This window comes from Calothrix sp. PCC 6303 (assembly GCF_000317435.1).
Lineage (GTDB): Bacteria > Cyanobacteriota > Cyanobacteriia > Cyanobacteriales > Nostocaceae > PCC-6303.
The window spans coordinates 4,087,213-4,109,752 of record NC_019751.1 but is presented as its reverse complement, the minus strand read 5'-3'; the positions used below and the strand labels follow the sequence as shown (position 1 = coordinate 4,109,752).

Here is a 22,540-nt window from a genome sequence, read left to right as displayed (position 1 = left end):
GAAAGTTTCGGGCGAGGGTCGCTAGCTCAGTGGTAGAGCATTCGGCTTTTAACCGACTGGTCCTGGGTTCGAATCCCAGGCGACCCATTTTTTAGATATAGACTAAAAATTCAAACTGGAAAATTGAAGATACTGAATCCTGAGCTACAGATATTAAACGATCTGTAGCTCATAATTTTTTGTTGTTAACTCTTGTTAACTTATTCTGATTCAGGGCTTAATTTCTGATTTCCAACTTAAACTTTTTCAACATAAGCACCCATCACTAGTTATAATTTCCTATAAGAACTTGAAAAAAATCTTAAGATTAGCGTAATAATCTACGCTTGTCTCGAATAAACTAGCTTATAACCACACTAGGAGGACTATCTATGGCGCTCGTACCAATGCGTTTAATGTTGGATCATGCTGCTGAGAACGGTTACGGCATCCCAGCTTTTAACGTTAATAACTTGGAGCAGATTCAGGCAATCATGCAGGCTGCCCATGAAACAGATAGCCCCGTAATTTTACAAGCTTCTCGTGGCGCTCGTAAGTATGCTGGCGAGAACTTCCTCCGTCACTTGATTTTGGCTGCGGTGGAAACCTACCCCCATATCCCCATCGTGATGCACCAAGACCATGGTAACGAGCCTGCAACTTGCTACTCAGCAATGAAGCACGGTTTCACCAGCGTTATGATGGACGGCTCACTACAAGCTGATGCTAAGTCTCCTGCTAGCTTTGAGTACAACGTCAGCGTTACTCATGAAGTGGTCAAAGTTGCTCACTCTCTAGGTGTGAGCGTTGAAGGTGAACTCGGTTGCTTGGGTTCCTTGGAAACTGGTATGGGTGAAGCTGAAGACGGACACGGTTTTGAAGGCAAACTCGACCATTCCCAACTACTAACCGACCCAGACGAAGCAGTACAATTTGTTGAGCAAACCCAAGTTGACGCGTTAGCAGTAGCTATCGGTACCAGCCACGGTGCTTACAAATTTACCCGCAAACCAACAGGCGAAATTTTGGCAATTAGCCGAATTGAAGAAATTCACCGTCGCTTACCTAATACCCACTTGGTAATGCATGGTTCTTCTTCAGTTCCTGAAGATTTGATTGCTTTGATTAACCAGTATGGTGGACAAATTCCTGAAACCTACGGTGTACCTGTTGAAGAAATTCAAAAAGGTATTAAGTGCGGTGTTCGTAAAGTCAATATCGACACCGATAACCGTTTAGCAATCACCGCTGCTGTTCGTGAAGCATTGGCAAAAGATCCCAAGGAATTCGACCCCCGTCACTTCCTCAAACCCTCTATTAAATACATGCAGAAGGTTTGTGCTGAACGTTATCAACAATTTGAAACTGCTGGTAATGCAAGCAAAATCAAGCAAGTAAGTCTTGATGATTTTGCTGCTAAGTATGCTAAGGGTGAATTGGCTGCATTCACTAAAGCTGCTGCAAAAGTTTAGTTTTTGATCAGTAATAGTAGTTTTTCAAAATAGAAACGATTGTTGTAGAGACGTAGCATTGCTACGTCTCTTTGTTTTTGTTTTATAGTCTGTTGAGTTTATCCCCGCTGATTTGCTGATTTGAAGCATTAAATAGGGCTTGCTGAATAACTAGAAAACATTTATTTATCAATACTTTCGGGATTTTTTCTCCGGGGAAATGTTATCCAGCGTTGGCACTTCCAACCAGCTTTTCACCCTTAAGCATTCTGCTAGCAGCTTCTAACAAAGCTTCTTCTAAGTAAGGTTTGGTGAAGTAACCACTCGCACCAAGGTTAATTGCCATTTGTTTGTGCTTATCTGCCCCGCGTGATGTCAGCATGGCAATGGGTAGATGGCTGAGACTACTTTCTTTTTGAATGCGTGATAGTAGTTCTAATCCGTCGCAACGGGGCATTTCAATATCACAGAAAACGATATCGCAGGGGAGTCCAGAGCGTAGTTTTTCCCAGGCTTCCTGACCATCACGAGCTTGTTCAACGCGATATCCAGCTTTGTTAAAGGTGAGTGAAAGTAGCTCACGGACAGTAATTGAGTCATCCACAATGAGAACTGTGGGATCTACTTTGGCAACTACAGTTTCCGTGCTGACTGGTTCCCAGCTAATAATGCTTTGTTTGGATGTGCGTCCCTGGAATAAATCAATGATTTCTAGAACATCCGCGATCGCCATAATTCTTCCGTCCCCAAGTACCGTTGCTCCGGCTACACCGACGGGTTTAGGTGCTGGTCCCTCGAATTGTTTAATTACGATTTCCTGTTCACTGAGTACTAAGTCTACCTGAAGACCGATTAAGGTGTTTGCCGAGCGGATTACTACAACTGAAATCATGTCATCATCTCGGTTGCCACCATAGACATTTCCCCGACTCAGTTGACGATTTAGGGTCAAAAGATCTTTAAGTGGTTTGAATGGTAATTGGATATCACGCCACATAATATATGAATCACCTTCGGCGTTTTGTTGAACACTTTTGGGTGAGATATCGAGGGTGTCTTCAACACCATCCATCGGGAAGGCGATTTTGGAACGATCGGAGACGCAGCATAGTGCCTTACAAATACTGAGAGTCAGAGGTAAACGAATAGTAAATGTGGTACCTTTACCAATGTGGGAATCGGTATTAATTACACCTCTAATTTCAGTGATGCTTGTGCGGACAACATCCATCCCCACACCACGTCCAGCCAGATCATCAGCTTGGTCTTTGGTGCTGAAGTTGGGTTCAAACAGGAGATCGTATACCTCTGTACGGGACATGAAGAGGGCATCTTCCGGTGTAATTAAACCGACTCTGATGGCTTTTTCTTTAACCATTTCCGGGTCAATTCCGGCACCATCATCACCGACAGCGAGTACAGTTTGGTTCCCTTGGTGAAAAGCTCGAACAGTAATTACACCAACATCTTGTTTCCCTTTCGATTGTCGTTCCTCTGGGGTTTCGATTCCATGCGCGATCGCATTATTCAACATATGCACTAGTGGGTCGGTCAGATGCTCTAAAATTACTTTATCAATTAGGGTATCTTGACCTTCGATAATTAAATCAACTTGTTTGCCGCACTTAATCGCATTATCGCGCACACCACGACGCACGCGGTCGGCAACCTGGGAAAACGGAACCATTCTGGTTCTGGTGAGTCCTTCTTGGATTTGGGTTGTAACCTGACGGAATTGTCGCGCAACCCGTTCAGTTTCTTCAGTTACAAAGTCAATATCGCTAGCTGATTCCCTGACTCGGACAATTAATTCGATCATTTCCTGGGAAAGGGTGTGGAAGGGTGTGAACCTGTCCATCTCCAGTTCATTGAAACCGCGATCGCTTTCAACCAGCGCGCTAGTATTATTATTGTTATTATTACTGCCCCCGAAGGTGATACCATTTTTCCTTGTGGCTAGCAGGGAAGATTCCAGAAGCGATCGCTCATATAATTCCTGCATTCTCGCACCGACATCACTCAACTGATGTACTTGATGTAGTAAATTATCGAGTGATTGACGCATCCGTTCATGATCTTGTTCTAGGGTGTTCCGGTTAACTACTAATTCACCCACCAAGTTACTTAAGTCGTCTAAGTGCTTTACGGGTACCTTCATCAACTGCTCAAATCGTGCAGTTCGACGCGGAATTTGGCGTTGAATTTTGCTTACATTAATTCCATTTCCGGTTGCTGAAATACTACTATCAGCATCACCTAGTAGTTTTTCCAAATCACTAAATTCATCGACTATCTCTATCCCAGCAGATGCACTAGCTTTCTGTATATTTTGATTAGCTGGTGTTATGGCTGTCAGGGGTGATTTTTCTGTCTCTGTTAGTAATAAGGCTTCTAATTCTGCAAAATCATCAACAGCAATGGATTCTGTTGTTCCCTCTCCGTTTAGTAATGCTTCTAATTCGTCAAATTCATCAAGTACATGAATATTATTGACGTTTTCTTCGGTTGTCTGGCTCGAATTTATTTCATCTTTATTCTGGATAATTTTAGATAATTCTATGCTTGCATTTTCCGAGGTAGTTTCATCACTGATCTCATCCAAATTGAACGAAAATAAATCTACTAAGTCATCATCGAATGTCAGAGATATTTCTTCAGAAAATGTCTCTATATTTTGATTTGTTGCAGGGAGTGTTTCTACTTTTTTTGTTTGCTCTTTCTCATCGAAAAGTAGTGTTTGGTGGTTTATTTCTTGGTCATTTTCATCCGATTTATAATTTAATTCATCTAATAAATTATCTGATGCTTCCAACGAATCTAAACTGAAATCTAATGAATTATCTGATGTTTCTAGTGAATCTAAAGTTAAATTTGCTGACTCATCTAATGAATTATCTGATGTTTCCAACGAATCTAAACTTGAACTTACTGACTCATCTAATGAATTATCTGATGTTTCTAGAGAATCTAAAGTTAAATTTGCTAACTCGTCTAATGAATTATCTGATGTTTCTAGTGAATCTAAAGTTAAATTTGCTAACTCATCTAATGAATTATCTGATGTTTCTAGTGAATCTAAAGTTAAATTTGCTAACTCATCTAATGAATTATCTGATGTTTCTAGTGAGTCTAAAGTTAAATTTGCTAACTCATCTAATGAATTATCTGATGTTTCCAACGAATCTAAACTTGAACTTACTGACTCATCTAATGAATAATCAGTAATCCCTAAAGATTCATTTAATAAATTAGTAGATGTCGAGTCAAAAACATTAACTTCATCAATATCGGATTTTTCAATACCAAATAAATCATCATTAAAATTATGTACTGCTTCCACAGCAAACGGATTTTGATTGCTACCGACTACAGGATTATCTGAAAGACCAATAGCAAAAGGATCTTCAATATTGCCGACAGTATAATTATCTGGAGGATGCAAAGCAAAAGGATTATTGTCTGTTACATCTAAAGGAGCTACTAAATTTTCGACACTAAATGGATCTACATCATCTATCGATTTGGCTCCTTGATTGGAACCTGATAATTCCATTGTATCGTCAACAGCCACTGCTGATGTAGTTGATGATTCATCTACCGCAGATAATAAACTATTAGTTTCCTGTGGATTTTCGACTTCTGCCAACTGTTCAAATAAATCATCTTCAGCATCTTCTACAAACAACAAATCGAATTGATGTTGTTGTAAATCAAGATCTAAACTATTCAAATCATTTGGTTCAGATATTCCTGCAAAGAAACTATCATCTAAACCTGTAGTTACATCTTGTTGAGGATTTGATGTGAGATTTGAACGTTCATCTTGTTGATCTGGTGTCCAAAAAGAGCTAAAATCATCATCAACTGGAGATAATTCCGAGAATGCTGGCTGCGTAGTTTCAAATAAATCACTAAAATCGTCTTCCGGTATAGATAGTGAAGATGTTGCTTCTAAAACAGCTGCCCCGTTCAAATTTTCGTAGGCTAAAGTAACCGTTTCAACAGGTTCTTGTTTGGTATCTGAAAAATCGAACAAATTAACTTCTTCGCCAAAATTATTTTCAGAAGCGTCTAAGAACAACCGATCTAAATCACTTTCTTCATCCGTTGCTATTTTATGATCATTATCGGTGGTAATATTAATATTATCAACGCTGATAAAATCATTTGCTTTGCTGTCTATTTCTGATGTTTCATCTAGAAAACCACCAAATAGTTGAACAATTGTTAATTCCTCTTTTGGAGTTGCAGCAAGTTGACGTTCTTGAATATTAGTGCTGTCTTCAAAAAGTAATAACTCTTCAACGTCAGTGTTAATGACAAATAATTCTTCAGATTGAAAGTTTTCCGTATCTATATGATTTGTTGTGGTAGATTCGGAAATTTCTTGTTCTTGCCAATTGACTTCAAGTTCAGGACTATTATCACCAAATAATTGATCTAATTCTGTTAATTCCGCAAGTCCTACCTCTGGTCCATTCGCGTCAAAAATATTACTTGTGGTTAGATCATTTGCTTCTTCATCAAAACCAAGATCATCGATATTTTCCAGTTGACTAGTTAGTTCCAGGAGGTTTTCTATTTGCTCACTAGCTTTGGTATTAGGTGATTGAGGGGTTTCAGATAAACCATCTAGTTGTTCTGAAAGTTCAAATAAACTATCGATATTATCACTTGATGAAGTAGAGCTAGTTGTTGCAAGTTGCTCATTAGTTTGAAGTTGTTCAGTTAGATCCAACAAATCGTTAATCTGATTGTCATCTTCAGTGTCTAAAGTGGTGGATAAATCTGATAATTGTGGGATTTCTTCAGACAAATAAAACAAATCGTCGATGCGATCGCTGTCTTCGATCAAAGACTCGTCAGCTGATTCAAATAAATTACTAATTGCATCAGCGTCTGCATCTGATGGAGCATTATTAAAAGTATCTCTAGGATCAATTTCTGAACGATTAATATCGGTAGGTTCTGGGAATAAATTGTCATCAATTTCCAATAACTTGATGTCAGGGATACTCATTAATCCCTCTAATTGGGAACTAATGGTAATTTCCCCATCCCTATTAGCAAGTGCTAATTCCAGAGCTTGCTTAATCTCAGTAATGACAACCTTTGCTAAAGTTAGGTAGGTATTCTCCTCATTAGCGATCGCACTTTCGGTTGCCATGCATAAACTGCACCAATTCATTAAAGATAATTCTTCCCCAACTGTCACTAAACGCTGACAATTAGCAATCAATTTTTGGCGAGATTCGGGTGTTGCTGTTTGTTTAAATTGCTGCAACATTTCCCGTAATTGCTGCAAAACTTGTGTTTGGAAATTTTGCCAAGAAGCTTGAGAAATTGGCACATTTTCCTTAGAACCTGTTGGTTGAGAGGTTTCAAGGGTACTAATTTTAATATTATTAGCACCAGTTTGCTGTCCCAACAACAATTCCAAATGCTCATTTAACCAGCCAAATACGGGTTCTGCTTCCGACATCAAGTTCTTTGCAGCTTCCTCTGACAAACCAAATGGTCCACTCAAATGCTCCAACAACACCTTCAAGGTATCAGATACACCCAGAAACAGTGATTCTAACTTTTGGTCAACCTGAATTGGGTTTTCCTTCAAAACTTTAAAACAATCCTCTAATCGGTGAGCAGTACGTTGGATACTGCTCAAACCCAACATCGCTGATCCACCTTTAATCGAGTGTGCAGCACGAAAAACCTCATTAATCATCTCTGAGTCGTTCAGAGTTGCTTGGAGATTTAATAAACCCTGCTCAATTGTATTGAGATGGTCTCGCGCTTCTTCGATAAAGTAACCTAAAATCCGCTGCTGTTGTTCGGAAAGCATAATTTTAAAAGTTGGAAGTTAAAAGTTAGAAGTTTTTGACAGTTAACAGTCAGCAGTTAACTGTTAACAACTAGGAAAAATTGTTGAGCGTGCTATCTCGATTCAGCAGTTTCAACACGGAAACGTTCCACAGAAGCAATCAAGTCACGGGATACACCAACTAAATGTTGCAGCGCACCTGACACACGTTGAGCTTCTTGAGAAGTTTCCTGTGCAGTTAACTCTACCGACTGCATAACTTGAGCGACTGCTCGTGAAGTATCGGTTTGATCTACAGTGTCAGCAGTAATGGAACAAACTAAGGTATCAATGCGGTTTGCAACCTGGATGATGTTATCAAGCGATCGCTTGGCTTCTTCAGCTAGCTTGGTTCCTTGAATTACCTGCTGTGTCCCCTCCTCCATCGCTGTCATTACCGAACTCGTTTCGCTCTGAATTTGCATCACGATTTGTTCGATTTCCTTCAGGGATTTAGCTGACTTATCTGCTAACTGCCGTACTTCGTCGGCAACGATTGCAAATCCTCGTCCCGCTTCACCTGCACGCGCTGCTTCAATGGAAGCATTCAAAGCCAATAAGTTAGTACGGGAAGCAATTTGCGAAATCAATGCCACAATCTTGGAAATTTCTTGAGATGATTCTGCTAATCTCTTGACTTTTCTAGTAGTTTCTGCAACTGTTTCTCGAATTTCCAAAATACCAGCCACGGTGTTTTCCACTGCTTCGCCACCTTTAATAGCGATCGCGCTGGCATCTCGTGCCACAGTTTCGGCTTCCCGTGCCGCTTCTGCCACACGTTGAATCGAATCAGTCATTACCTGAACAGAATTTAATGTCACCGCCAATTCTTCTGCTTGCCGCAAAGCATCAGTAGATAATGCTCTAGCAAATGTCTCTGAATTGGTAGCTCCTTTGGTAACTTCCCGCGCTGCCACCTTTACCTGTTGAACGATATCCCGGAGGTTTTGAATTGTCAGGTTAAAGGCATCCGCAACTGCTCCCAAAACGTCAGCAGTAACTTCTGCTTGCACAGTCAAATCACCCCTAGCCGCCCCTTCCACGTCATCCAGGAGACGAATCACCTGACGTTGCAAGTTTTCTTTAGCTTCTTCCTGTTCTTGAGCTTTGCGTGTAGCTTCATTGGTAGTAGTAAAAATTACCCTGGTCATCTCATTGAAACCAGCAGCTAAATGTCCGAATTCATCCTCGGAATACACAGTTGCTTGAACATTCAAATTTCCCTGACGCACCAAATCAAACTGGGTTTGCAAATCTTGAGTCGAACGACGGATCGGACGCAGGCTCAAACTTCCCATCACTCCAGCGGTTGCTCCACCTGTAACCCCAGCTACTAGTGCCATCAAAAACCCAGTATTTTGGACTGCTTGACGTTGTTCAGGGTTAGCAAAGAAATTGCTTACAGTATAACTAACAATTGCCGCCGCGATGGTGGAAGCAATCCCTACAGCACCGGCAATAAACCATTGTTTTTTAGGTAAAGGAGCATTTTCTAAAGGTGCAAGAAAACCCTGCTCAAAATTTACATGTGGCTCAATTTTACTAACATCGGAATTAGTAAAAATAGGCATAGCTTCTTGGGATGCAGTGATACTAAATAACTCATCATCACGGTTCCCGTTACCGGGCGATTTTACACCGCTTTGCTGTTGTCCCACAGATTTAGCTTCAGAAGCTTTCGTTGAAGACTGTTTACTACTTGTAAATGAATTTGAGCGTAATTGTGAATCTCCAAAAGAGGATTCATTTGTTAAATCAAATCCGGGAATATTACCCAAATCATCAAAATCATCAAAATCATCCAAGAATTCAATATTATTTTGCTTGACTTGATTATTAGAAGTTGTATTGTTACCTGAAGTTACAGCTCCAGTTTTTTCTACATCAATTAGACTATCAGCGCCAAAGGCAGACTCGAATGCTTCAAAGTCAAAGTTATGATTATCTTCCAAATCATTTACTTCTGTGGTTGCTTTTGCTTCTGGAGTCAAATCAAAAGTTGAAAATGTATTTGTTCCAGATGTTGATTTTGTTTCTCCCTGGGTAGAACTTTCTTGACTATTAGATGCTAAATTATCATTTTTTATAGAATCATTTTGTGCTTTTACAGCTTCATCAATACTTGTTACATTTAATTTTTTCTCAGTGGTAGTTTCTGGAGAAAAAGCACTGTTTAGAAAGAAATTAGAAGAATCTCCCAACTCACCAGATGGTAAATCGAATTGCGAAAAGGAAAAATCTTCGTCAACTTTGCCCGAATCTGCTTGACCAAAAGTTGTATTTTCTTTAACTGCTGCGGATACTCCACCAGTCAAACTTATATCTTCTTGCCAAAATCCCGGTAGTTCAGTCTTTCCATTAGATTCAGGTTCTAAATCATTGGGATTAGTTGCGAATGGGTTTTGAGTACTAGATTTTTGGGATAAATCACCTGATTTTCCAAAAATGGCACTATCCGCAGGTAAATCAAAGGGATTAGTTACTGATGAATTATGACCTACACTATCCAAGCCAGAATCACTAAAAACGCTCAAATCAAAGTCGGCATTTAAGTTCCCAAAGGAAGACAAATCCTCACTAGTATTATTCCCCTTAGTATCATTATTCAAATCAAAAGATGGTTCGAGAAAATCTTGGGTTGAATTTCCCACTACCGAAGCTTCTGTATTGAAAGAAAGTTCTGAAAATGCAACACTAGCGTTAGTTTCTGTTGGTTGTTGATACTGAACAATACTTTCTAAACCATTTTTAGCAAAGCTAGTAATTTCTGGATCTTTTGTTAAATCCAACACCTGCTTATACTCGGCTTTTGCCACATCAAAATCCTGCAAAACGAAATATATATGACCTCGCAGCAAATGAGTGTTGGGGTCACTAGGTATATTTTGCACCACTTGATCAATTAAAGCGGCTGCCTCTTCGTAACTTTGTTTTGCATAGGCTGTGAGAGCCTGTTGATATATCTGCGCGTAATCGTCGTCTATACTCGCTGCCATTTGTTGCCTCCGAATGTCATCCTGCCCATCTTGCGCTTCGCAAAATTGCTGTTTGATCCAGCAATCGCAAACACTGATGTTGACCAGTATTTAATTTCCACTCTCCTCGTAAAAAAGGAGCCATTGTGTCTGGAATGTTCATGGGTGCCACTAAATTTTGCACATCCAGCCAATCCATACCACCAATTTCTTCCACTGCTAGACCGACGATTGTGTCTTGTTCTTCAATGGCAATGACAGATATCTCTGCCCGATCAGTATTTAGGACTGTTGTATCGCCTAAGAATTGACCTAAGTCAGCCACCCAAATTACTCGACCTCGTAAATTTAGGGTACCCAAAAGCAAAGGGGAAGCATTCGGAATCGGAGTAATTCGATCGGGACTAAGTTCGATTACTTCGCGGATACCTGTTGCCAGAAGTGCAAACTCCTGGTGTGAGGGAATGAAAAATCTTAGATGTAACTCACCTTCAGGACTTTCTACTTGTAATTCAGGACGGAACTGATCTTCACCAGTCCCTGCGAAAAAGTCCGGTTTACTCACCATAATTTTGTTCATCCTCGCAGCAGTTGTTTAACTGTTCCTACCAACTCGGTTGGTTGAAAGGGTTTTGCTATATAAGCATCTGCTCCCTGCTTCATTCCCCAATAACGATCAAATTCTTCTCCTTTTGATGAACACATCACCACGGGTACGTTTTGGGTTTTGGGGTCAGATTTCAGCCTGCGACAAACTTCATAACCATTCATTCGAGGCATCACAATATCCAATACTACTAAGTCAGGAGGTGCGCTCAAAATTACTTCTAACGCTTCGAGTCCGTCACTGGCATGGGTAACTGTCAAGCCGCTCGCTTTCAGTAGGTCTGTGATCATTTCCCTTTGGGCGATACTGTCTTCCACAATCAGAACTGTGCTCATAAATGCCTATCTACCTCTTAAATGTAGATGTTCCTTAAGGTGGAACATTCCCTGACTTCCCCGCATAATTTTATGTATAAATTAATTTTATTACTAGGTTAGCTTGTAAGATTATTGCTTCTTACTATGTTCAACTTATTGTATGATGTGATATCGTTTTTACTCCATGTTTAACCCAATCTACAAGTGGTGAGTGTTGTTTAGGCGGATTTGTCTGAACTAAGTGTTAAAGATTTATTAACTAAAAGTTAAATATTTATTAACTAAAATTAATAACTCAGTATCCTGAAAGGGTGTGATCAGATAATCTGTGGCTCCTGCTATTGTGGACTTAATGTTATAAATCATACTATCTTTATTTAGTAGCATAAGTATAGGTAAGTACCTGAATGCCTCTGAATGTCGCAGCATAGCACAAATTTCGTAACCATTTAATTCTGGCATCATGATATCGCAAAGTATTAAATGTGGCTGGATTTGAAATAAATGAGCCAGTGCTTCAAAGGGATTTGTAAAGGTATGAATCTGGAGTGATTGCTGTAAGTGTAACTGATGATTATGCGATCGCAAGATCGATTCAATTGACTTACTGGTGCTGGCATTATCATTTATACATACAATTCTCAATTCTTGTCGATGTTGTTGATTACATTGTTTTTTTAACTCAGCCTCCGGATTATATGAATTTTTATATACCATTTTTAACCAGCCTTGGTGTACGTATGGGTAAATTGCCCTTGCGACAGTCAGGATGTCACGGTTGAGATAGCGAGACAACTGCCGTAAAGATGTTTTACCATCTGCCCAACGCTGTAATTTATCGACTGTTTTTACTGGTAACGAGGCTTTCAACCGTAACATATCCACAATATGTGGTAGTTGTTCGGGGGAATCGATATAAGGATATAGTTGTTTCCACTCTTGGACTTGGGGCATAATTTGAGCCACTAAGGCAGTTGTCTCCCAAGTAGCTAATTGCGGGGTGAGTGGGGAACTAGATTTAAAACTAAAGGTTCCTTGATACAAGCTCAAAAGATCAAAAATTGCTTCCTGAATAAAGCTGTGAATAATACTGTGAGCTTGGCTAAGACTAATTGTATTTTCGGAAATCAGCAACCATAGACAGGCATATTCCGGCAGTGAAGAAGATAAAGAGGCTGCTAGTTTTGCTTTACTGAGTCGTACTTGGAGGCGATAGTGCCGTAAGTAAGCTTGGAGACGCGATAAGTTGTGATTGCCATCAATAGCGTAGACAATTTTACCGTGTTCAAAGAAAACTAACCAACATTTTTGTTGATTGCGATACCAGTAAGATTTACTAATTAAAGTTTGCTGAGAAGTTTGTTTACCCCCTTGATAATGATTTTCTGTGTCAGTCTCAACAAACAGTATCCCAGTTCTCTGTCCAAGTTCAATCAGTTGCAGGATACTGCGAATGTCTATTTCATTTAGATTTCCCTGCATTTAAGTCAAAGGCACTCCTTTTTATCTCTTTTCCTATTGTTCCCATTTATCGGGAACATTTTAAGGTATGGGAAAATAAACAGAGATTAAAAGCACTCAGATCGTGGCAGGTACTATTTAATCAGGATTTCTACTGGTGTTGGCTAAGGAGGAAAATTACTTTTCAGTACAAATAACTTCTCAAAATTAATCATTTTAAGAAGTTAGTGATCACACGGTGGTCATGACTATGGGTGTCAGTCCAGAATGTAATGACACAAATAGTCGATGTATTCATATCTCAACGCAATTAAAGCGTAAATATATAGTTAATCCGGTTTCGTTAACTGTTCACAGAATAATGTAGCCTAACTATTAATTAATATCTGGTCGGCTTTAACATAGACATCTTGTAAAAGTGTTTTTGACACTATTTGGGGAAAGGTACGTCATTTTTACTAAAGTAAAGTGATGCTGAAAGAAAAAATAGCTAAGGCTATCTTTTTGTTTCACCTTTTACCACTTCTGCAAGAAGTTTAATATCTAAAACTATAAACCTAAAAAAGTCACTAACTAAGTGCATCAAAAGGAATTAACGGTGTGCTGTATTTAGCAGAAGTACAAAAACAAAAAGGTGGATTGCTCGGCGGTGGAAACAAAGCCGAATTGAAACTACTAGCTTGCCAACGAAATGACCAAAGTTGGAGTGGTGTTTCAGATGAATCTGTTATTCCAGATGATGCTAGCAAACTCAATGATGGTGCGCTGATCATGGTGGAATTAACTCCCCAGCGTCAAGTTCAGCGGATCCAAGAAGCTGGTCGTCCTCTTGTAACTATTTTGCAGAATTTTTCCCGGCAGTTGGAAAAATTTAAGGTGAAAGAAGAGGAAATAAATCAGTGGAAGGATTCCCTAACTTACCAAGCGCAGGAACTGAGTCGTCGTGAGTTGGAAATGGAAGATCGCATTGCCCAACTTGAGCAGATGGAAGAGGAGTTAAAAGGATTTGAGACTGATAGGCAGGAAGTTGATAAAATCAGTAACGAAACTGCAAGCCTTAAGGAAGAAATTGAGCGCAGTCGTCAAGAACTTGAAGGTGCTTGGGAGCATTTGCGTGGTGAACAACGTCGTCTGGAGGAGCGTCAATCTGAAGGTTGTGTCCTAGATCCTGAACAGGGTAAAGTGCTAAATGAGTTGCTCTTACAGCTTGCTAACCATGTTCCTGTAAATGAATCTGTAGAGGATAACTCAAATTCTGCTGTAGCAGCGGTTGAATCTCAGCAAACGTTGTTGAATCCATTTTGGGAGCAATTTCAACAGCAGCAGCAAGAGGTTGAAGAAAAAGAACAAGAACTAGAGCGATTGAGTCAGGAGTTTGCTGTCACTCAGGAGGAGTGGCAACAAATACAGATAACCTTGGAACAGCAATCAGCGGAGTTGAAAGCAAATGCGATCGCGTTGGATGCAAAACTGGATTGTGTAGGTATTCTCAATCAACAGCTACAATCTCAAGAACAACTTTATCAACAGGTTTATTCCTTAGCTGCAACCACAGGAGAAGGATTAGACAATGATAATGACGCGGCAAGCTTGGAGTCGATGTCTCTTGAGGAATTGGAACAAATTGTTCGAGATTTAAAAGAAAAGTTAGAAATAGATTCTAGTTTTGTTAATGATCAAGAGCAAGAACTTAATCATAAACAGGCAGCAATTGAAGAACTACAACAGAAAATTAGTCAAACTATAGAATCCGAACGGATTTTTCTGGAAGAAGAACTAATTGATGAAAAAGATCTTTATCAGATGTTGAATGAAACGCTAGTGGGACAACGCCGCAGCTTATCACAGCGTCAACAAAAGTTGCAACAGCATCAAAATGTTTTGTTACGACGACAAGGAAAACCATTCAATAGCACACAAGCTGAAAGTTCTGTTGATTTGAAGCCGATTTTGGTTCAAATTGAAAGTTTCAAGCAACATTATTCGCAGCAATTGGCGACTTTAGAGCGAGAAATTGATCAAATGCGCTCAAGTTTGGATTTGGCTCAGGAAATACTTAAACAGCAAGTTCAAGAACAAGAGACAAAGCAAGAAACTATTAAAGCCTTGGATGAAAATATCTCCTTGTTGCGTGTGACTGCTGCTGAATCTAGGGCAAAGTTGAGTTTGTATCAAGAGATTTTACAGCCAGTTCAAGATGCTTTGGATGAATTGCGGCTAAAAGTTCAAGGGATTGTTGAGGGTTTGGGACAAATGCGAGAAACTGGTGGACAACAGTTACAAATAGTTTCCCAAATTCAAGAAGCGTTTAATCAGTTAACAGTTAACAGTTAGCAGTTATCAGGGTTTGACTTTTTACCACCCAATGGAAGATTTTGGAGATAAATCCAGTCTCGTTGGACGAATGCGAGGGCATTCCCGCTGAAAGGGTCTGTTTGTGTCCGATTGGGTGCTGTAATTAATGCTGTTAGCTTTTCAATTTGCTGAAAATTAGGGGAAATACTTAGAGTTTCTTGTAAAATTTGCCGCATCACTCGTCTTTGTAAGGCTAGTGGTGCGGTTTTTAATATTTGACGATTAATTTTTGCTAAATACATTTCCCCCTGCTCCCCCGTTCCCTGCTCCGTAGCCTTTTCCCTTAATTCCTGGGCTGCTTGTTCCAAATATTCCACTTCTGCTTGGAGTAATTCGGCAGTTTGGGCTATAGCTGATTCAACATTTTGATTAAAATGCTGCCGCAAATAGGGTAATACCTCATTCCGGATGCGATTGCGGGCATATTTCAAATCTTGATTGGTGGAATCTTCCCAAATCGGTAGATTTAGCTCTTGACAAAAGTTGTATGTTTGTGTTCTAGTGACCGTCAATAGGGGACGCACCAAAGAAATTTCATGATTTAATTGACGTTGCCAGGTGAGAGACTGTAAACCATCGGTACCACTACCACGGATTAAATTATAGAGTAGAGTCTCAGCGCGATCGCTTTGAGTGTGTCCGGTAACGATATGGGTGTATTTGTGGGAGAATGCGATCGCGCTCAGAATTTCATACCGCCATTCTCTAGCAGCAGCTTCACTACTAATGGTTTCTATGGCTGTTTCCAAATAAAACGGTATTTGCCAACTTTCCATGAGTTTTTGCACATGTTGGGCATTTTCTTGAGAATCATCACGCCAACAATGATCAAAATGAACAACAGCTAAATCCCATCCCCACTTGGGTTGTAAATCTAAAAGTAGCTTTGCCAAAGCCAAAGAATCCTGTCCCCCAGAAACAGCAATCAACAACCGCGATTTTTTAGCAAACAATCCGCGACTACTAATTATTCGATGAATTTTTGCATGGAGAGGAGTCCACATAATAATCAGTAAACAGTTATCAGTTATCAACAAAGCTGACGCAACAACCGCACTTACGTCATTGCGACGTAAGGAAGCAATCTCACAGTCTAGTTTTCTCATTACAATTGCCCAAGTCATGCATGGGTGGGAACTAACCCCATAAACCCGGTTTCTTCAGTCGAAAACGAAAGATTATTGTACTTAATCGAAATAAACCGGGTTTCTCGAATCAACGAAAGTCGTGAAAAACCCTCTCAAGCAAAAACCTCCATATTGCCTAACACCAACAAATTTGTAAAAATAAGGCAAACATTGAGTAAAAAGCGATGCAGCCAGGAACAACTCTCCGCAACCGCTACCAAATCATCAAACTACTAGGAAGCGGTGGATTTGGCGAAACCTACCTCGCTGAAGATTTAGGTATACCCATCAATCCTAAACCTAAATGCGTCGTCAAACGTCTCAAGACTCAAAATCGCAACAACAAGGAATTAGAGTGGTTAAAAAATTCCTTCGAGCAAGAAGCAGCCACTCTGTACAATTTGGGTAAACTACATCCCCAAATTCCCAACTTATCCGAATATTTCCAACTTGGGAACGAGTTCTATTTAGTTCAGGATTTTATCGACGGGGTTGATTTAACCAAAATCATCACCCTAGGGAAAAAAATTCCCGAAGTTGCAGTCACGCAACTACTGCAAGAAATTTTAGAAGTATTGGTAATTGTCCATCAACAGAATATTATCCACCGCGATATTAATCCCAAAAATATCATGCGTCGTCACGGTGATGGCAAAGTCATATTAATTGACTTTGGTGCAGTCAAACAAATCATGTTCAAAAACTCCGGGCAAACCAGTTTGACAGCGGGAGTGGGAACACCTGGTTTTATGCCATTAGAACAGTTTAACGGTAAACCCAAACTAGCCAGCGATATCTATGCTGTGGGGATGGTAGCAGTACAAGCATTGACGGGAACACCACCCCATTTGTTGGATGACGATGAAGATGGGGAAGTAATTTGGCAGGATAGGGTAAATATTAGTATCAGATTTGCGGAAGTGTTGACGAGGATGGTAAATCGTCGAGTCAGTCAGCGTTATCAAAATGCCGCAGAAGCTTTAGAAGCAATGCAATTATTGAATCAACCCATTGCCCCGACAATTATTTTACCAGTTTTACCCCTGCAAGTATTTCAATTTCAAACCGTCACCGTTGATAAAACAGGGAAGGTGACAAAACGGGAACAGAAGCAAGCAAGGTATTTTGTCGAAGACTTGGGGAATGGTGTCACCTTGGAGATGGTAGAGATACCAGGGGGAACATTCATGATGGGTTCTCCAAAAACAGAAGCAGGAAGAAGGGACAATGAAAGTCCACACCATCAAGTTACTGTTCCAAGTTTCTTGATGGGGAAATATCCAGTTACTCAAGCCCAGTATCAAGCGATTATGGGGACAAATCCTGCTTATTTCAAAGGTGTAAATCGACCTGTAGAACAAGTATCTTGGGATGATGCGGTGGAATTATGTGAGAAATTAAGCCAGAAAACTGGAAAAATCTATAGATTACCCAGTGAAGCAGAATGGGAATATGCTTGTCGTGCGGGGACAACTACACCATTCTATTTTGGTGAGACGATTACTAATGATTTAGCTAATTTCGATGGAAGAAAGTACACTTACGCTTCTGCACCGAAAGGGGTTTATAGAGGAGAAACGACAGAAGTAGGTAAATTTTCACCTAATGCTTTTGGTTTGTACGATATGCATGGGAATGTGTGGGAATGTTGCCAAGATTCCTGGCATGGCAATTATAATGAAGCACCGAGTGATAGTAATGCGTGGATTGATAATGATAATCAATACAAGATACTGCGCGGTGGTTCCTGGAACTACCTTCCTGGGTACTGCCGTTCTGCGTTCCGTTTCAACGACATTTCGCGCGTCAATGTCGACTACTTTATTGGTTTTCGTGTTGTTTGTGGGGTCGGGAGGACTCTTCCATAGCCCTTTACCCTCTTGCTTTTTTCCCCTTTACACTTCTTAATTTTTCCCTTACCTCCGCCGTCAGGCGGTAAAATTTTTTATAGGTGTGTGACTAGGATGTTGACTCTGTAGTTTTTTGGAGTTAAATTTTCACGCAATATCTTCGCTCTAACTCGTTCCTTGCCTCTGGCAGGGAATGCATATCGAGAGGCTCCGCCTCCAGTCAGAATAAGAGGTGGAGCCTCAAAGTCAGGGTTCACAGGCAGAGCCTAGGAACCAGTCGATGACACAAAAACTGTATGAACAAAAAGCGTGAAAATCATATCAAAGTTTACAGCCTAGGCTTAAGGAGCCTCTGGGAGCAGGGCTAGATAAAATTTTAGGCTTATTTTAGAGCTATTCGCTTATGAACCTCAACAATTATTCAACCATCTTTAACCATGCAAATATTTCAATTTTCAACTGTCACCGTTGATAAAACAGGAAAAGTGACACAGCAAGAACAGAAAGAAGCAAAATATTTAGTTGAAGATTTGGGAAACGGTGTCACCTTGGAGATGGTACAGATTCCAAGGGGAACATTCATGATGGGTTCTCCAAAAACAGAAGCAGGAAGATATGACAATGAAAGTCCACAGCATCAGGTTACTGTTCCTGCTTTCTTAATGGGGAAATATCTTGTCACCCAATCACAGTATCAAATCATTATGGAGACAAATCCTGCTAGATTCAAAGGTAAAAATCGACCTGTAGAAAAAGTATCTTGGGATGATGCGGTGAAGTTTTGTGAGAAATTAAGCCAGAGGACAGGCAAAACCTATAGATTACCAAGTGAAGCGGAATGGGAATATGCTTGTCGTGCTGGCACAGCTACACCATTTTATTTTGGTGAGACGATAACCACTGATTTAGTTAATTACGACGGAAATTCTAGTTACGCTTCTGTTTCAACAGGGGTTTGCAGAAGAGAAACTACAGAAGTTGGAAAACTACCACCCAATGCCTTTGGTTTGTACGATATGTATGGGAATGTGTGGGAATGGTGTCAAGATACCTGGCATAGTAATTATAATAATGCACCGAGCGATGGTAGTGCATGGATTGATAATAATCATCATCAATCCCAGGTGCTGCGAGGTGGTTCTTGGGACAACTATGCTGTTAATTGCCGCTCCGCTTTTCGCAGTTACTACTACCCCATCTACAATTTTGATATGGTTGGTTTTCGGCTTGTGTGCGGTGTTCCATAGTTTGTTTCCCAAACGATGTTATGGACTAGCCTAGGCTGTTGACTCTGTGCCTTTTTCGGGATTTTGTTCATGCACAATACGTGAGTAGTTATGATGCCTAAAAACCTCTTTAAAGTAGGCTTTTAGCGAAGAATAGAACGGCACATACAAAAGTACTAAAAAACGGTAAAATTTCAACAAAGTCAACAGCCTAGGACTAGCCCTTTCAACAAGATACAGGGGGAAATGACCCCTACAATAGCTGCCGACAAGCGTTGTGCAATATGGGTTCGATTACCCCACTTTTCATCTGTATTCCTTGCCAGAGACAAGGAACAAGTTATGTCACAGATATTGCGTGAACTTTTAGCCTATGAAAAAGCACAAAGTCAAGAGCCTAGAGAGCCAGTCCACTAATATATGTTGACAAAAAAGAAGGTATGTGGGTTAGGATAAAACGTATATTTTGGGTAAAATTATTGGGTCTGATTTTTCTGATTTTTCCTCTATGAATACTCTCACAATAGATTTAAATTAATCAGTCCACTCATTTCCTAATCCATAAAATCTTCGAGGGGTGATTCAATCTGATCAGGACAAAATTCTAGAGTTAATCGTACTTTTCCCTTCTTCCAATCTTGAGCACGGAATTTCAACACTTCACAATCAATTCCTTGATCAAATAATGATGATTCTACTGCATCTAATCCAACTAATTCTTTAATTACTGCCAATAGTTGAATCACTTTAAAAGTATTTGATACTTCTAAATTCTCAAATGTTTCTGAATTTACAGACACAACCTCATTATGATGCAAACGCTGAAATTCCCTTTCCATAGTTTTCTCCATCAGTGCATCTATTTTTGATGTAAATTCAATGAAATAGTCAAAATCAAAGAAATTTTTAATCCTCTAGTGCAGCTTGGCATAAGTTAATAGACCATTTAAGTTACGAAGATTTTATTGTTTACAGGCATTGAAAACGTTATGTTTATTTCCGCCCTGCTGTACTAGTTAGCTTTTCAGCTATTTTAAATGTTATGTAGGGCTTGCTGAATAACTATAAAAACAAAATCCTCGACTTCTGGTTAAAAGCCGAGGAAATAAGGAATCTGAGTTAAATAAAATACAAATATTGATTCTGTAGATTAATGTTGGGTTTCGACTTCCCTCAGCCCAATCTACAAAAAATTGTATATTAATAAATCCTCATTCCTAAGTTAAAGCTTGTCTAGCTTCAGAATCGTAGTTTTAAGTCAAGATTGTTGCTAGTATAGCTAGCCCTACGGACTTATGCTACTCTGCAAGAAGCCTCTGTGCGCCTACGTTACGTCGCAATAACAAAACTCCAATTTTCGTGAGGACAAGGTTTAATTGAAGAGAAAAATTTCTACGAAGCTACCTGTGCGGTAGTTCTAGTTCTTCTTCTTCTTCCATCATTGGCAATTACGGGTGCGGGTATGGAAGCAGTGTTAGTTGCGGTTGGAGTTGCAGTTGTAGCTGTGGTTTCTGCTTTCATTGTTGCTTCTTCTGGAGTTTGCATTAACAATGTCACAGTTGGCTGACAATGTAACTCTTTACGAAGCGATCGCGCTAAGTCTCTTTCGATTAATCCTTGGACTGCTGCCCAATCTACTTCGATTTTACCATCAAAGGTTTGGACGAATTCTGACCATCTGGCAGTGAGGATTTCTTCAATTCGCTGTTGAATCCATTTTTGTAGCATTGGTTTTTCAATGCTGGTGACGACACCTCGGAGATGGATTTCTGGTCTTGCCATGAGTTTACCATTCCAGTCGATGGCGGCGGCAACTGTAACGAGTCCTTCTTCTGCCATTTTTTGGCGTTCTTGGAGAACTTTGGCGCTTACCATTCCTGAACCTGATATATCAACTAATTCTAATCCGGCGGGAACTTTCCCAGCTACACGGAGGGAATTAGGAGTTAATTCAATTACATCACCGTTATCGATGAGTACCATGTTTTCTTTAGGAACGCCTACACTCTGGGCTGTTTCTGAGTGTTTTACAAGCATTCGGTGTTCACCGTGAACAGGAACGAAGAATTTGGGACGTGTCAAAGATAACATCAGTTTTTGATCTTCTTGACAGCCGTGTCCGGATACGTGCATTCCTTTGTCGCGTCCGTATATAACTTTCGCACCCTGCATCATCAATTTGTCGATGACGTTCACCACTGCGATGGTGTTTCCAGGGATGGGGTTGGCGGAGAAAACTACGGTATCACCTTCACGAATGCGAATGTGCTGGTGTTCTTTTTTGGCAATTCTTGTCATTGCTGACATTGTTTCACCCTGAGAACCAGTAGTTAAAATTAGTACTTGCTCATTAGGTAGGTTACGAATAGCGTTGAGGGGTTTAAGTAGGCTATCTTCACACTTGATGTATCCCAGGTTACGAGCATGGGCGATCAAGTTGAGCATGGAGCGTCCAACTACGGAGACGACACGGTTATGCTTTTTGGCGAGTTCCAGAATCATGTTGATGCGGTGAACGCTGGAAGCAAAGGTGGTGATAAATATCCGTCCGCTGGCTTGAGCGATCGCACGATCCAAATTAGGGTATACTGACCGTTCGGAGGGGGTAAATCCGGGGATTTCGGAGTTGGTGGAGTCACTCAATAAACAGAGTACGCCCTTCTCACCATGTTCTGCTAAACGCTGCAAGTCAAAATGCTCACCATCAACTGGTGTGTGGTCGAATTTGAAGTCACCTGTGTGGATTACTACTCCTATTGGTGTATGAATTGCCACTGTAAAACTATCGGCAATTGAGTGGGTATTGCGAATATATTCTACTAAGAAGTGTTTGCCAATCCTCACCGTATCACGAGGTTTAACGCTTCTAAGTTCAGTGCGATCGCGTACTCCTGCTTCTTCCAGTTTACCTTCTAGCATTGCCAATGCTAACCGAGGTCCATAAATTACAGGAATTTCAAACTGTTTGAGGTGAAATGCAATCCCACCGATATGATCTTCATGTCCGTGGGTGACAATCATACCCTTGATTTTATGTCTATTCTCCCGCACGTATGTCATATCTGGAAGGACAATATTTACACCATGCATCCCATCTGTAGGGAAAGCTAATCCGGCATCTAGAAGGATGATCTCATCATCGTATTCAAAAATGCATGTATTCTTACCAATTTCGTGCAATCCACCCAAGGGGATAATTTTTAAGGAACCTAAAGTGTCGTTTTTAGCCATTTTCTCCTGAATGTGTTTCTTTCTATTTGTTCTTTGTCTTTGAAAATTGAAATTTAGGTTTTTCGACGACAGATGTACTGAAATATAAAAATAAGTCAGCC

Annotated in this window: 13 protein-coding genes and 1 tRNA gene; 6 read left to right on the top strand and 8 right to left on the bottom strand. The window is 40.2% G+C overall.

Going from position 1 to position 22,540, the window contains the following annotated elements:
* Positions 1-15: 15 nt before the first annotated feature.
* Both CAL6303_RS16860 and fba read left to right on the top strand, forming a co-directional pair.
* A tRNA-Lys gene (locus tag CAL6303_RS16860) sits at positions 16-87 on the top strand.
* A 284-nt stretch (positions 88-371) separates the two neighbouring features.
* Positions 372-1,451, top strand: coding sequence for a class II fructose-bisphosphate aldolase (fba, locus tag CAL6303_RS16855; protein WP_015199022.1), 1,080 nt, complete (start codon positions 372-374; stop codon positions 1,449-1,451).
* Positions 1,452-1,653: 202 nt separating this feature from the next.
* Here fba and CAL6303_RS16850 read toward each other — a convergent pair whose 3' ends face one another.
* The 5 genes from CAL6303_RS16850 to CAL6303_RS16830 form a co-directional block, all read right to left on the bottom strand.
* The gene (locus CAL6303_RS16850; RefSeq protein ID WP_015199021.1) at positions 1,654-7,272 is read right to left on the bottom strand and encodes a response regulator; all 5,619 of its coding nucleotides are present in this window, start codon (positions 7,270-7,272) and stop codon (positions 1,654-1,656) included.
* Between the two features lie 92 nt (positions 7,273-7,364).
* The gene (locus CAL6303_RS16845; protein WP_015199020.1) at positions 7,365-10,286 is read right to left on the bottom strand and encodes a methyl-accepting chemotaxis protein; all 2,922 of its coding nucleotides are present in this window, start codon (positions 10,284-10,286) and stop codon (positions 7,365-7,367) included.
* 16 nt (positions 10,287-10,302) lie between these two features.
* Entirely contained in the window at positions 10,303-10,833 is a 531-nt protein-coding gene (locus CAL6303_RS16840; RefSeq protein ID WP_015199019.1) for a chemotaxis protein CheW, read from the bottom strand.
* 8 nt (positions 10,834-10,841) lie between these two features.
* Positions 10,842-11,207 (bottom strand): response regulator transcription factor, encoded by a 366-nt coding sequence (locus tag CAL6303_RS16835; RefSeq protein WP_015199018.1) that lies wholly within the window; start codon positions 11,205-11,207, stop codon positions 10,842-10,844.
* A 237-nt stretch (positions 11,208-11,444) separates the two neighbouring features.
* On the bottom strand, positions 11,445-12,671 hold the full coding sequence (locus tag CAL6303_RS16830; protein ID WP_015199017.1) for a response regulator: 1,227 nt from the start codon (positions 12,669-12,671) through the stop codon (positions 11,445-11,447).
* A 579-nt stretch (positions 12,672-13,250) separates the two neighbouring features.
* Between CAL6303_RS16830 and hmpF the strand changes: the two genes are divergently transcribed.
* Positions 13,251-14,984: a pilus motility taxis protein HmpF gene (gene hmpF / locus CAL6303_RS16825; RefSeq protein WP_015199016.1), complete on the top strand. Its 1,734-nt coding sequence runs from the start codon at positions 13,251-13,253 to the stop codon at positions 14,982-14,984.
* On the opposite strand, the gene tilS is transcribed toward hmpF, so the two are convergent.
* The gene (tilS, locus tag CAL6303_RS16820; RefSeq protein ID WP_041740716.1) at positions 14,981-16,012 is read right to left on the bottom strand and encodes a tRNA lysidine(34) synthetase TilS; all 1,032 of its coding nucleotides are present in this window, start codon (positions 16,010-16,012) and stop codon (positions 14,981-14,983) included. The two genes, hmpF and tilS, sit on opposite strands and share 4 nt — an antisense overlap.
* 305 nt (positions 16,013-16,317) lie before the next feature.
* Between tilS and CAL6303_RS16815 the strand changes: the two genes are divergently transcribed.
* The 3 genes from CAL6303_RS16815 to CAL6303_RS30405 all read left to right on the top strand — a co-directional run bounded on the left by CAL6303_RS16815 (position 16,318) and on the right by CAL6303_RS30405 (position 19,625).
* The gene (locus CAL6303_RS16815; RefSeq protein ID WP_015199014.1) at positions 16,318-18,000 is read left to right on the top strand and encodes a bifunctional serine/threonine-protein kinase/formylglycine-generating enzyme family protein; all 1,683 of its coding nucleotides are present in this window, start codon (positions 16,318-16,320) and stop codon (positions 17,998-18,000) included.
* Positions 18,001-18,419: 419 nt separating this feature from the next.
* Complete coding sequence (locus tag CAL6303_RS16810) at positions 18,420-19,229, top strand: formylglycine-generating enzyme family protein (RefSeq protein WP_015199013.1); 810 nt, start codon at positions 18,420-18,422, stop codon at positions 19,227-19,229.
* A gap of 225 nt (positions 19,230-19,454) precedes the next feature.
* Positions 19,455-19,625, top strand: a complete 171-nt coding sequence (locus CAL6303_RS30405) for a hypothetical protein (protein WP_015199012.1) — start codon at positions 19,455-19,457, stop codon at positions 19,623-19,625.
* 137 nt (positions 19,626-19,762) lie between these two features.
* Here CAL6303_RS30405 and CAL6303_RS16805 read toward each other — a convergent pair whose 3' ends face one another.
* Together CAL6303_RS16805 and CAL6303_RS16800 are read right to left on the bottom strand one after the other, a co-directional pair.
* Complete coding sequence (locus tag CAL6303_RS16805) at positions 19,763-20,047, bottom strand: KGK domain-containing protein (protein WP_015199011.1); 285 nt, start codon at positions 20,045-20,047, stop codon at positions 19,763-19,765.
* Between the two features lie 553 nt (positions 20,048-20,600).
* Entirely contained in the window at positions 20,601-22,439 is a 1,839-nt protein-coding gene (locus CAL6303_RS16800; RefSeq protein WP_015199010.1) for a ribonuclease J, read from the bottom strand.
* Positions 22,440-22,540: the final 101 nt, after the last annotated feature.

What these genes read in the sequence shown, in the direction of transcription:
- CAL6303_RS16840 (WP_015199019.1), bottom strand. Translation starts at nt 10,833, where the DNA reads ATGGTGAGTAAACCGGACTTTTTCGCAGGGACTGGTGAAGATCAGTTC.
- CAL6303_RS16830 (WP_015199017.1), bottom strand. Translation starts at nt 12,671, where the DNA reads ATGCAGGGAAATCTAAATGAAATAGACATTCGCAGTATCCTGCAACTG.
- CAL6303_RS16800 (WP_015199010.1), bottom strand. Translation starts at nt 22,439, where the DNA reads ATGGCTAAAAACGACACTTTAGGTTCCTTAAAAATTATCCCCTTGGGT.
- CAL6303_RS16835 (WP_015199018.1), bottom strand. Translation starts at nt 11,207, where the DNA reads ATGAGCACAGTTCTGATTGTGGAAGACAGTATCGCCCAAAGGGAAATG.
- CAL6303_RS30405 (WP_015199012.1), top strand. Translation starts at nt 19,455, where the DNA reads ATGACCCCTACAATAGCTGCCGACAAGCGTTGTGCAATATGGGTTCGA.
- CAL6303_RS16805 (WP_015199011.1), bottom strand. Translation starts at nt 20,047, where the DNA reads ATGGAAAGGGAATTTCAGCGTTTGCATCATAATGAGGTTGTGTCTGTA.
- fba (WP_015199022.1), top strand. Translation starts at nt 372, where the DNA reads ATGGCGCTCGTACCAATGCGTTTAATGTTGGATCATGCTGCTGAGAAC.
- CAL6303_RS16850 (WP_015199021.1), bottom strand. Translation starts at nt 7,272, where the DNA reads ATGCTTTCCGAACAACAGCAGCGGATTTTAGGTTACTTTATCGAAGAA.
- CAL6303_RS16845 (WP_015199020.1), bottom strand. Translation starts at nt 10,286, where the DNA reads ATGGCAGCGAGTATAGACGACGATTACGCGCAGATATATCAACAGGCT.
- CAL6303_RS16810 (WP_015199013.1), top strand. Translation starts at nt 18,420, where the DNA reads ATGCAAATATTTCAATTTTCAACTGTCACCGTTGATAAAACAGGAAAA.
- CAL6303_RS16815 (WP_015199014.1), top strand. Translation starts at nt 16,318, where the DNA reads ATGCAGCCAGGAACAACTCTCCGCAACCGCTACCAAATCATCAAACTA.